The following is an 11,055-nucleotide window of genomic DNA, read 5'->3' as shown; positions in this document are numbered from 1 at the left end:
CTCTCGAATATTGCTCTGGGGCTGCTCGGCTAACAACACGAATTCGCGTCGTATCGACATGGTGGTGCACTCCTGCCACGGCATCGCTCGAACTCCCTTCATTCGAAAGATTCCGTAAGCCTAAATGCGTTACCTATGTCTTCCGACACCTGTTACCTATGTCTCCCGGCTGAACACCGTGCGCACCGAGCGTTGCACCTCAGGTCAGGTAGCGGCCGCACAACTCCTGCTGTTCGGCGACCATCGCCGCCTGGCGCACGCTGGTTTCGCTGATGCCGACGAGACGCTGCATATTGCACTCCGCCACCGCGTGAATGGCATGCATGCTGCGCGTCACCTCCTCGGCCGCCTGTTGCTGCTGGGCGGTGGCCTGGCTGATCTGCCGCGACATCCCGGCGATATGGCCGACCTGCTCGCGGATCTGCTGCATCACGCCATCGGCCTGACTGACCTGGGCGAGGTTGGCCTGCATGCGCTGGCGGCTCAGCTCCACCGACTGCACCGCCAGCTGGATACCCTGAACCAGACGCTCGATACGCGACTGGATCTCCCCGGTCGAGCTGGCCGTGCGCAGGGCCAGGTTGCGCACCTCATCGGCGACCACGGCGAAGCCACGGCCTTGTTCGCCTGCGCGGGCGGCCTCGATCGCGGCATTCAGGGCGAGCAGGTTGGTCTGCTCGGCGATACCGCGAATCACCTCGAGAATCTGCCCGATCTGGGCACTGAAGGCTTCGACGTTGGCGATTTCGTCCACGCTGCCCTGCAGCTGCTCGGCCAGTTCGCGGGTGCTGCCAATGGTGCCGGTCATGATGCGGCTGCCGTCGCTCACCCGATCCTCGACGCTGCCGACCCGCTCGGCCGTGTCTTCGGCATGCCGGGCGACCTCGGCGAAGCTCGACTCCAGCTGGGTCAGGCTGGTCGCCAGCGCACCGATGCTCGAACGCTGCTGTTCCAGGCCCTGACGTGCCTCGGCGCAGGAACCGGTATTGCTGCGGGCGATGGCGTCCTGTTCGTTGGCGGCGTGACCCAGCCGGGCCAGGGCATCGCGCAGGTTGCCGGCGACCCGGTTGACGTCCGCCGCGACCCGGCCGAACTCATCCGCGCGGCGGTAATCGCACTGGCCGCGCAGGTCGCCCTCGGCCAGCCGGTTCAACGCGCCGGAGACCACGCCCAGGGCCCGGCGCATGGTGCGACTGAGCCACACACCCATGCCCAGGGCGATGACGAGCGACAGCGCAGCCAGCCACAGCAGGCGGTCGAAACCGCTGCGGTAGGTCGCCCGCGCCTGCTCGAGTTGGACCTGGGCGTCCCGCTCGCCCGCCTCGATCAGCCGCTCGACCTGCTCGCCCATCTGCCCCTGCAAACCCTGCAGCAAGCCCTTGCGCTCGCGGTTGCGCTGCTTGTCGGCGAGCCAGCCGGCGTACTGGGCCAGGGTGCCCTGGCCATCGAGCAGTATGTTGCGCTCGATCTCGGCAAATTCGCCCAGGTAGGTGTGGGCGTAGTCGGTGCGGCTGTCCTGATGCGGTTTGAGGTCGTCGAGTACCCGACCCAGCTTGTCACGCAGGTTCGGCAGGCGCTCCCGGACCTTGACCTCGGCCTGCTCCAGGCGCTGCGACGATGCGCTGCCAACGGCATCGAAGACCAACGCCTCGACCTGTTCCAGGGGAATGATGAACTGCTTGAGCGAGTAGGCCACATAGTCGTCCTTGGTGGTGGACTGGACCCTGAGCAAGTCCTGCTTGAAGCGCGACAGCTGCAACTGCAGGTCGCGCAGTGCCACCGCAGTCTTGTCGACCCGCTCCAGTAACTGGCGCTGCGCCTGCAGCAGCGCCTGGCTCTGCGCATCCAGCTGCGGCAGCAACTGCACCAGCAGCGCCAGGGCCGGCTGGTCCGGGCTGCTGCCGCTGCCACGCATGCGCTCGAGGCGCGCAGCGACCTGCTCGGCACGCCGCCGGTGCTCGGCGGCGAACGCCTCGAGATCCTCGGCACGCTCCGCGCCCAGGGCATCGGAAATATTCTGGGTCAGGCCTTGCAGGGCGCTGAAAAAACTCTGGCTGGCCTGCAGCCGCGCGGCGGTGTGCGCGAGGCGCTCACTGTTACCCTGCAGGTCGGCGATGGCAGCCAGGCTGCTGCCGCCCAACAACACGAGCAACAGCGCCAGTGCCGCGATAAGCAGGTAGAGCCGGGACAGGAAGCCGAACTCGAGCGCGGCGAACCTGTTGGCAAGGGAGGACAACATCCTTCTCTCCAATCGATAAGGGCCGGGCCGGCGGGTTGCCCCGGCGGCCCGGCGGGCTCAGAAGCTACCGCTGGTGGAGGCACCGGCGGCGCTGGTCAGGCTGTTGTTGGCACCCGACTGCCAGCTCTTGACCAGGGTCGGGTCGCTTTCATTGCGAATGATGCATTTCCATTCGAAGGTCTGCTGCGCGGGCAGGCTGATCGCGCCGCGCCAGGTCGGATAGCCACTGGTGTCGCTCAGCAGCACGGCGGCGGCCGGGCTCCAGTTGCCCAGTTCGCTGCTGTTACCCACCGCATAGACGCTGTCGCCTGGCTGGGTCAGGCCGTTGTCGCAGCGAAAGCTCACGCTGACCAGATCGCCGTCGCCAGCGCTGTCCGTGCGCCAGATGCGCACCTGACCGTTGTCGCTGGTCAACGCCTGGGTGAAGTTGCCACTGGCCACCTGACCGGGGCCTTCGAGGTTGGAGTCGAGGGCGATCAGCAGTTGCTGCTGCGCACCGCTGACGGTCGCCACCAGGCCGCTGAAACCCGTGTGGAACTCGATCGCCGAGTCGGCCTTGATCCCCGCCGCACGACGGATCTGGATCAGCTGGCGGATAAAGTCGCCGTAGCCCCAGTCATACATGTGCGACCAGTAGACCACCGGCGTGCCGGGGCTGGCGAGGATATAGGCATAGGCCCGCTTGAGCAGGTGATCGGGCAACGGCCAGTGGTGCTGGCCGCCGTTCTGGCCCGGCGAATAACCGGTGTCATGGTTGTCGACGAAGGTCACCGCCACCTCGCGCCAGCGCGGGTCGGGGTTGCCATTCAGGCCATGCCGCCAGTCGCTGACGCTGCCGTTCTGCATGCGTTCCTTGAGGGCGAAGTCGAAGATGGTGCACTGGGCCCGGTCCGACCAGTCCTTGAGGATCTGCTGCCAGCTCGCGCCGTTGCGCCAGTCCCAGCTCGGGTACTCGCCCGGAGCCTTCCACAGCTCGCCGACGCAGAAGCCGTCGTCGTGGGTCTGGTCCATCCAGCTGTCGACCCGCTCGCCGGCGTAGCCACGGACGAAATCGAAGCGCAGCCCCGCACCGCCGTAGTTGTTGCGCAGGTTGGCGAACTCCTGCTGGAACATCGCCTGGTTCTGCGGGTGTCCGGTGTTGAGGTCGGCATCGCCGCCGACAAAGCGGTCGCCGTCGTCGCAGTCGTTGGGGTAGTTGCCAGGATCAGCGCAATCGTTGCGCCACAGGCCCTGGCCCGCCGGCAGGTTGATTTCCTTGTCCGGATAGCCGCGGTTCATGTGGTTGGGCACCACGTCGTAGATCGGTTTGACCCCGGCACCGTTCAGCGCGCTGGCGGCCTGCTTGAGCAGGCTGTCGCTGCCGTAGCGGCCGTTCTTGTTGAAGTCGTGCCAGAAGTAGCCCTCGCCGCCGCCCGAGGTGCCGTTGCTGGAGTCGCTCCAGCTGGAGAAGTCGCGCCACGGCACCGGCATCCAGATGGCGCTGAAGCCGTCCGCGGCGATGCTTGGAGCCATGCCCGCGAGGGTGCTGTACCAGTTGTTGGGGGCGGAGCGCACGACGTTCCAGTGAAAGCCTTGCAGGATGATTTCGTCGCCGCCGTGGTAGCGCACGCCATTCGGCGATTTGCCCGCGGCTTCGGCCGCCTCGAGCAGGCTGCCGTAGGGGTACGCCAGGGGCGTCAATGCCAGGACCAGCCCGGCAAGTCGCAGGTATCGTTTCATCGTAGAGCTCCATTTTTTTAGTTGTTGAGAGCATCCGACTACAGGGGATGTGGTGCGCGGGCGGACGCCTGGGTCCACTCGGAGGTTGTAAAAAGTTCGAGCGCCGCAACGTCAGCCGCTGGTGCCTGGGAACGTTCGCAGTAGGCGGGAGCTTTTTCACAACCTCTCAGCCGCACCAGCTTGGCGCTGCGCTCACCAGCGCCATACCTCCCCCGGGCATTTTCTTGCGGCGTAGCTGGCAGGCGTAGCCGCCGTCTCACCCCACCCCCTACCCGCCTGCGCGGCGCTACGCCCCGGGCACTCAGCCTTGAAAAAAATTGCCGGGGAGGATGTGGCTCAGGGGGCGATCCATGACGCTTAGCCCAGCCGCCGCCCTCGGTACTCCCTGGTGCGGTCGAGCCTGCGGGGCGAGCGTCGGCACGCCAACGAGGACGCCCACCCCGCCGGCAAATGCCCTAACGGGCAGTGCGCAAGGCTCCGGCAGCCCTGAATCCAAAAACAAAAAAAGGTCCCACGATGAACAAGATCCAACCTGCACAGCTGTTTCGTCCCAGCGCCCTGCTTGCCGCCATGCTGCTGGCCAGCCCGGTCCTGGCCGTGGACTTTCATGGCTACCTGCGCTCCGGTATCGGCGCGACCGGTGGCGGCGGCGATCAGGCCTGTTTCCAGGCTGCTGGCGCCCCGGCCAAATACCGCCTGGGCAACGAGTGCGAGACCTACGCGGAGATCGGCCTGGGCCAGGAAGTCTGGAAGGAAGGTGAACAGAGCTTCTACGTCGACAGCATGATCGCCTACGTCTCCGGGCAGGAGAACGACTGGGAGGCCACCGACAGCGAAGACAACCCGTTCGGCGACGGCACCAGCTCGATCCGCCAGTTCAACGTGCAGGGCAAGAACATCCTGAGCATGCTGCCCGGCTCGACTCTGTGGGCCGGCAAGCGCTACTACCAGCGCCATGACGTACACATCAACGACTACTACTACTGGGATGTCTCCGGTCCCGGCGCCGGCATCGAGAACATCGACCTGGGCTTTGCCAAGGCGCACATCGCCTGGGTACGCAACACCGATGGCGACTGGGTCTACCAGGGATCAGGCACCGGCACCAACGTGGCCAACGACACCTTCGACTTCCGCCTCAACGACATCGCCTTCAATACCGACGGCAAGCTGGAATTCGGCTACGACTTCGGCAAGGCCAACCTGACCGACCTGCAGGAAAAGGATCCGGGCTACCAGGACCAGAAAGGCCACATGCTCACCGTGGAGCACGTCCAGGGCAACTGGTTCGGCGGCTTCAACAAACTGGCCCTGCAGTACGGCACCGACGGCATCATCGGCTCCAGCGGGCGCAACACCACCGGCAACAGCGACGGCGACATGCAGCGCCTGGTCAACCAGGGCGTGGTGGCACTCAGCGACAACATCGAAATGATGTATGTGCAGATTTACGAGAACAAGGATTTCGACAACGACTCCGGCCAGGAATGGTTGTCCTTGGGCGTGCGCCCCGTCTACAAGTGGGACAACGTGATGAGCACCGCCCTGGAATTCGGTTACGACCGCATCGATCCGCAAGCCGATGGTGCCGACACCGTCGACCTGAAGAAGATCACCCTGGCCCAGCAGTGGTCGGCCGGCAGCAGCTTCTGGGCCCGTCCGCAGATCCGCGTGTTCGCCACCTACGCCATGTGGGACGGCGACAAGTACAACGCCGCCAGCGAATCGGTCGAGGTCGGCGACGACAACGGCCTGACCTTCGGCGTGCAGGCCGAGGCCTGGTGGTAACAGCAACCCCGTAGGGTGCGCCATGCGCACCATTGGCTGCAGGCACTTGGGCTTGCGGACATCTGCTGCGCACAGCGCACCCTACCCCGCTGGCTGGTCCCCGTTGCATCCGGGGGCATTAGCCGGTCGATGCTGCAAACGCTGCTCCAGTAGTTTTTGCCCCGGACCTGCAACAGGCCGGGGCTCTTTTTCAAGAGGCCGCTCACCCACACCCAGGCGCGTGAACCGGACTCGCAGGCGTGAACAGAATAAGAGGAACAACCATGCCGCATTTCAAAACAACCAGCATTGCACTGCTCGGACTGCTGCTGACAGGCTGCGCCGGCGACTCCCTGCGCCGTGTCGATGCCCTGAGCCAGGCACCCGAGCCCCTCAATATTTCCCAGGATTCGGCCGTGCAAGCCCTCAAGGCGGCGCCGAACTGCTGCAGTGATCTCGGCACCCTGCCCTACACCCCGCTCGAACCCGGTTTCAGCGGCAACGTGGTGATCGATCGAAACGCCCCGGCCTTCGAGTTCAAGAGCGGCAAGAGCTTCTTTCGCGCGTTCAAACTGCCGCAAAACAGCCGCTCCTTCGAGATCCGCCTGTACAGCCAGGCCGGCGATACCGTGCTGGCACCCAACGCCATGCTGCTCGACAGCCGGTTCCAAACCACCCGCCTGCTCGGCGTGGAAGACTTCAGCTATGCCCCGGCTCAGGGCCTCAAGGGCGACAGCCTGGATGCCCGCGTGCGAGTGGATCGCCTGTACCTGGACAACCCCGGCAACGAAAGCTATCTGGTGCTCTATACCAGCGACGCGCAGATGGCCGGCAAAACCATCATCGAGCATCCGGCCAAGGCCTATGCCAAGGCCCGCGGCAACCAGCCGCCGAATATTCCCGACCTGATGGCCAAGCACGCGCCGGAAGGCATCATCAAGCTGGTGCTGCTCGAGGATCAGAGTGGTGGCCAGCAGGCCAACAGCTACGTGCCGCCGCGTAGCATCGGCATGGAAATGGGCAATCAGGTCCCCAGCGTGCCTGCGCCGGCCGTGCTGCCGGAAACCCAGGCCTACTACCGCCAGGGCATCGACGCCGCATTGGCCAGCCAGGACTTGGAACGCGCCCTGCGCCTGGCTGACGAAGCCGCACGGGTCGGTGACGACAGTGCCAAGGCTTACCTGCTCGAGCGTATCCAGATCAAGTAAGCAACCCTCTCCAGGGATGCATGTCGGGCGGCCGCTGGCCGCCTTTTTTTTTGACCTGCAAACGAGGCTAGCCACTTCCCTTCCCCAACCAAGAGACTTCAGGATGAAAACAACAATAATCCTCCTACTCCTGCTGCTGCCGTCACTGCCCCTGCTCGCGCAGGCATTCGAGCAACACGCGCTGACCCTGTGGATCAACCCGGACAAGGGCCATGACGGCCTGCGCCAGGTTGCCGAACGCTTCACCCGCGACACTGGCATGCCGGTCAAGGTCATCGCCCCCGACGACCTCGCCAGCCGCTTCGAACGCCTCGGCGCCACCGCCCAGGGCCCGGATATCGTGATCTTCGCCCATGACCGCTTCGGTTCCTGGATCAACGCCGACCTGCTGGCGCCCCTCACCCCCAGCACCGAGGCGCGCGAACGCGCGCCGGACTTCGCCTGGCAGGCGCTGCGCACGGGACGCGATTTCTACGGCTACCCGCTGGCCATCGAGGCGGTCAGCCTGATCTACAACACCGAGCTGGTCGCCCAGCCGCCACGCGACCTGGAACAGCTGGTCGCGCTGGATCGCCAGCTGCGCGCCCAGGGCAAGCGCGCCATCGCCTGGGATTACCGCAACCTGTACTTTTCCTGGCCGTTCATCAACGCCGGCGGCGCCTACAGCATCGGCAAGCACCAGGGCCTCTACGACCTGAGCGACCTGGGTATCGCCGGCCCGGCGGCGGTCGCCGGCGTCCAGCGCCTCAAGGCCCTGCTCGACAGCGGCGTGCTCGACAGCGCCAGCGACTACAGCACGATGATGGAGGGCTTCAAGCGCGGCGAGGTGGCCATGATCGTCAACGGTCCCTGGGCCTGGAACGAGCTGCGCGCCGCCGGAATCCCCTTCGCCCTGGCCGCGGTGCCAGGCCCCAGTGCCGAGCAGCCGGGACGGCCCTTCGTCGGCATCCAGGCCGCCGCCCTGAATCGCCATAGCCCGCACCGCGACCAGGCGCTCAACTTCCTTGAGCACTACCTCAGCACTGCCGCGGGCCTGCGCCTGATCGACGCCGACAAGCCGCTGGGTGCGCCGGCCAACCTGGAGATGATGGCCGAGCGGCAGGACGCCCCGCTGATCGCCGCCACTTACGCGGCGGCCATGAGCGGCGAGATCATGCCGGACATTCCCGAGATGAAGCGCTTCTGGAGCCTGTTCGATTCGCGCCTGAATGCCATGCTGCAAGGCCAGCGGCCGATCCCCACAACCCTCGAAGAGATCGCCCAGCGCCTGCACGCCGCCGGGCGCATGCAGGGCCAGCGGCGCCTGCACTACCCGCTGCGCCAGCAGGCCGGCGACGACAGCGCCAAGGCCTATCTGCTCGAACGTATCCAGATCAAGTAAGCAATCCTCTCCAGGGATGTATTTTGGGCGGCCACTGGCCGCCCATTTTTTTGTTCCCAGCGAACCCTCCAACGCAACCTCTGCGTCGACATTGCCCACGATTACCGACCCAGGCCATTGCCAGTCGGCGGCTTAGCGGGTCATCACTGGCGTGGGATCCACCAACAAGGCGCCAAGATCATCCAGGCCATCCTGCACGGCGGCCAACGCCTGGTCGCAGAGTTCACGGTAGCGCTGCAGCACTTGCACACCCAGCTCGGTCAGCTGGGTGCCTCCACCATGGCGCCCGCCCGCCAGGGTGGTCACCAAGGGGGCAGTGAAGCAGCGGTTCATGGTTTCGACCAGCAGCCAGGCACGCCGGTAGGACATGCCCAGGCTGCGCGCGGCTGCGCTGATCGAACCGGTCTGGCGGATGGCTTCGAGCAAGTCGGCCTTACCGGGACCGATGGCGATATCGGTGCCACAGTGCAGGCGAATTTTCAGGTCGAGTCGGTGCATGGGGCGCTTGTGTTTAATGGTGGGAAGAAACCGCTCACAGCAAGCACTATACCTGCCACTTGCACCTGTCAGGCGATTGGCAACGGGGCGAACGCCAGGTTGATTGCTCGCTCGGCTTTACGACATATACGATAAAACGTATATTCAGACAGCCATATATAAATCGAGACCCTGCAATGGCCTACCAAACCCGCGTGCTGTTCGTCTGCGTCGCCAATGCTGCCCGCTCGCAACTGGCCGAGGCACTGCTCAGGCACACCGATCCGGAAAACTTCGCCGCCTTCAGTGCCGGTAGCGCACCCACTGCAGTCGACCCGCGCACCCTCGCTGCCTTGCAGCACCTGGGCGTCGACACCCAGGGTTTGCGCAGCAAGTCGCTCGACGAATTCCGCGCCGATGAATTCGAATACATCATCAGCTTGTGCGATAAATCGGCCCAGGAATGCGAACACCTCGAGTTCAGCGGCGAGAAGCTCGCCTGGAACTTCGAAGATCCGGTAACCAGCGACAAACCGGACGCCTTCCGCCACTGCCTGCATGAGATCCATGAACGGATCAAGATGTTCGTGTTGGTAAAAACCAAACGATGAGGGCCGCAACAATGAGGGCCGCAATGGCAGAACAGCTGACCCCGACCAGCGTCTTCAAATGCCTGGCCGATGAAACCCGCGTACGCCTGATGCTGCTGATCACCCGGGAACAAGAGCTGTGCGTCTGCGAGCTGACCTGCGCGCTGGACGAAAGCCAGCCCAAGGTTTCCCGTCACCTGGCGCAATTGCGCACCTGCGGCCTGCTGGCGGATCGGCGCCAGGGCCAGTGGGTGTATTACCGCCTGCACCCCAACCTGCCGGACTGGGTGAGCGCCGTGCTGGACACCACCCTGGGCGCCAACCGGCATTGGCTCAGCCCCGACGCCAAACGCCTCGACGGCATGGGTGAGCGGCCCGCGCGCCTCGCCGCCTGCTGCTGAAACCGCCACGCCACTGGAGTGAATTGATGGACGACAATCACCTGCCCAATCTGGATACAGAGTTGGTCGAACTGCCAACCCTGGAAAAATTCGGCAGCGAGCGGACGCTCAACCACCCGCCACGCATCCTGCTGCTCTACGGCTCGAACCGTGAGCGCTCGTTCAGCCGCCTGCTGGTTGAAGAAGCCGCGCGCCTGCTGCAACGCTTCGGCGCCGAGACGCGGGTATTCGACCCCGCCGGCTTGCCCCTGCCGGATGACGCGCCGGACAGCCATCCCAAGGTGCAGGAACTGCGTGAACTGATGCAGTGGTCGGAAGGCCAGGTGTGGTGTTCGCCGGAGCGCCACGGCTCGATGAGCGCGGTATTCAAGGCGCAGATCGACTGGGTGCCGCTGGCCATCGGCGCGCTACGCCCGACCCAGGGCAAGACCCTGGCGGTGCTGCAGGTGTGCGGCGGCTCGCAGTCGTTCAACGTGGTCAACCAGCTGCGTGTGTTGGGCCGCTGGATGCGCATGTTCACCATCCCCAACCAGTCCTCGGTGCCCAAGGCCTTTCTCGAGTTCGACGCCGATGGGCGGATGAAACCGTCATCTTTCTATGATCGGCTGGTGGACGTGATGGAAGAGCTGGTCAAGTTCACCCTGCTGCTGCGTGAGCGCCAGGATTATCTGGTGGATCGCTACTCCGAGCGCAAGGAGTCGGCCGAGCAACTGTCGAAACGCGTCAATCAAGTGTCCATCTGATCAAACGTCCATCTGACATCCCAGGATTATTCAGCATGCCCCATCCGTTTGACGCACTCAGCATTCCCGGCAGCTCAGACCGGCTGATCTTCACCCCCTGCCCAGGCCTCAAGGACAGCAGCATTGCCAGCGCCCTGAGCACGCTCAAGCAGGCCGGTGCCGAGGCTGTGATCACCCTAATGCCGAGCGCAGAACTTGAACTCAATGGCGCCGCCGAGCTGCCCGCCCAGTGCTCCGAGGCGGGGCTGACCTGGCTGCATCTGCCGGTGGCCGATGAACAGGTGCCATTGGCCGATTTCGACGCTGCCTGGGAAGCGTCCATCGGGCAGATTCGCCAACTGTTGGCCGCCGACCGCGCTATCGCCATTCACTGCAAGGGCGGCTCCGGGCGTACCGGGCTGATTGCCGCGCGCATCCTGATCGATCAGGGCATTGCCCGTAGCGAGGCCATCAGCCTGGTGCAGGCGCTACGCCCGAAAGCCATCCAGCATCCGGCCCATGCGGGCTGGATCGCCCAGTTCGGCAATTGA

The 11,055-nt window shown here is 64.9% G+C and carries 10 protein-coding genes and 1 pseudogene; 7 read left to right on the top strand and 4 right to left on the bottom strand.

Features of this window, described 5'->3' with window-relative positions; all coding sequences use genetic code 11:
* Nucleotides 1–199: 199 nt before the first annotated feature.
* From R3355_RS24405 to R3355_RS15000, 3 genes and pseudogenes are all read right to left on the bottom strand, one after another.
* Nucleotides 200–925 (bottom strand): methyl-accepting chemotaxis protein, encoded by a 726-nt coding sequence (locus tag R3355_RS24405; RefSeq protein WP_413243523.1) that lies wholly within the window; start codon nt 923–925, stop codon nt 200–202.
* A 129-nt stretch (nt 926–1,054) separates the two neighbouring features.
* Nucleotides 1,055–1,210 (bottom strand): annotated as a pseudogene (locus tag R3355_RS24400) (HAMP domain-containing protein); the annotation flags it as partial.
* A gap of 1,086 nt (nt 1,211–2,296) precedes the next feature.
* Nucleotides 2,297–3,958 carry a glucan 1,4-alpha-maltotetraohydrolase domain-containing protein gene (locus tag R3355_RS15000; RefSeq protein ID WP_318961898.1) on the bottom strand — a complete coding sequence of 554 codons (1,662 nt, stop codon included), beginning with the start codon at nt 3,956–3,958 and terminating at the stop codon, nt 2,297–2,299.
* Nucleotides 3,959–4,474: 516 nt separating this feature from the next.
* Here R3355_RS15000 and R3355_RS14995 point away from each other — a divergent pair.
* From R3355_RS14995 to malE, 3 genes are all read left to right on the top strand, one after another.
* On the top strand, nt 4,475–5,746 hold the full coding sequence (locus tag R3355_RS14995) for a maltoporin (protein ID WP_318961897.1): 1,272 nt from the start codon (nt 4,475–4,477) through the stop codon (nt 5,744–5,746).
* A 263-nt stretch (nt 5,747–6,009) separates the two neighbouring features.
* Nucleotides 6,010–6,933 (top strand): MalM family protein, encoded by a 924-nt coding sequence (locus R3355_RS14990; protein WP_318961896.1) that lies wholly within the window; start codon nt 6,010–6,012, stop codon nt 6,931–6,933.
* 103 nt (nt 6,934–7,036) lie between these two features.
* The gene (gene malE / locus R3355_RS14985) at nt 7,037–8,314 is read left to right on the top strand and encodes a maltose/maltodextrin ABC transporter substrate-binding protein MalE (protein WP_318961895.1); all 1,278 of its coding nucleotides are present in this window, start codon (nt 7,037–7,039) and stop codon (nt 8,312–8,314) included.
* A gap of 132 nt (nt 8,315–8,446) precedes the next feature.
* On the opposite strand, the gene R3355_RS14980 is transcribed toward malE, so the two are convergent.
* Entirely contained in the window at nt 8,447–8,812 is a 366-nt protein-coding gene (locus tag R3355_RS14980; protein WP_318961894.1) for a winged helix-turn-helix domain-containing protein, read from the bottom strand.
* A gap of 176 nt (nt 8,813–8,988) precedes the next feature.
* Here R3355_RS14980 and R3355_RS14975 point away from each other — a divergent pair, with 176 nt between their 5' ends.
* The 4 genes from R3355_RS14975 to R3355_RS14960 are packed head-to-tail and all read left to right on the top strand — an operon-like array spanning nt 8,989 to nt 11,055.
* Nucleotides 8,989–9,402, top strand: coding sequence for an arsenate reductase ArsC (locus tag R3355_RS14975; protein WP_318961893.1), 414 nt, complete (start codon nt 8,989–8,991; stop codon nt 9,400–9,402).
* Between the two features lie 23 nt (nt 9,403–9,425).
* A complete protein-coding gene (locus R3355_RS14970) occupies nt 9,426–9,782 on the top strand; it encodes a metalloregulator ArsR/SmtB family transcription factor (RefSeq protein WP_318961892.1) in 357 nt (118 codons plus the stop codon).
* Between the two features lie 26 nt (nt 9,783–9,808).
* Nucleotides 9,809–10,525: an arsenical resistance protein ArsH gene (gene arsH / locus R3355_RS14965; protein ID WP_318948605.1), complete on the top strand. Its 717-nt coding sequence runs from the start codon at nt 9,809–9,811 to the stop codon at nt 10,523–10,525.
* 35 nt (nt 10,526–10,560) lie between these two features.
* Nucleotides 10,561–11,055, top strand: a complete 495-nt coding sequence (locus tag R3355_RS14960) for a tyrosine-protein phosphatase (RefSeq protein ID WP_318961891.1) — start codon at nt 10,561–10,563, stop codon at nt 11,053–11,055.

It is taken from the genome of Pseudomonas sp., from assembly GCF_033723075.1.
Classification (GTDB): Bacteria; Pseudomonadota; Gammaproteobacteria; order Pseudomonadales; family Pseudomonadaceae; genus Aquipseudomonas.
The sequence above is the reverse complement of the archived record's forward strand: the minus strand, read 5'-3'. Positions and strand labels throughout refer to the sequence as shown.

Coding starts and splice junctions, on each gene's coding strand:
- R3355_RS15000 (WP_318961898.1), bottom strand. CDS start 3,958: ATGAAACGATACCTGCGACTTGCCGGGCTGGTCCTGGCATTGACGCCC.
- R3355_RS14995 (WP_318961897.1), top strand. CDS start 4,475: ATGAACAAGATCCAACCTGCACAGCTGTTTCGTCCCAGCGCCCTGCTT.
- R3355_RS14990 (WP_318961896.1), top strand. CDS start 6,010: ATGCCGCATTTCAAAACAACCAGCATTGCACTGCTCGGACTGCTGCTG.
- malE (WP_318961895.1), top strand. CDS start 7,037: ATGAAAACAACAATAATCCTCCTACTCCTGCTGCTGCCGTCACTGCCC.
- R3355_RS14980 (WP_318961894.1), bottom strand. CDS start 8,812: ATGCACCGACTCGACCTGAAAATTCGCCTGCACTGTGGCACCGATATC.
- R3355_RS14975 (WP_318961893.1), top strand. CDS start 8,989: ATGGCCTACCAAACCCGCGTGCTGTTCGTCTGCGTCGCCAATGCTGCC.
- R3355_RS14970 (WP_318961892.1), top strand. CDS start 9,426: ATGGCAGAACAGCTGACCCCGACCAGCGTCTTCAAATGCCTGGCCGAT.
- arsH (WP_318948605.1), top strand. CDS start 9,809: ATGGACGACAATCACCTGCCCAATCTGGATACAGAGTTGGTCGAACTG.
- R3355_RS14960 (WP_318961891.1), top strand. CDS start 10,561: ATGCCCCATCCGTTTGACGCACTCAGCATTCCCGGCAGCTCAGACCGG.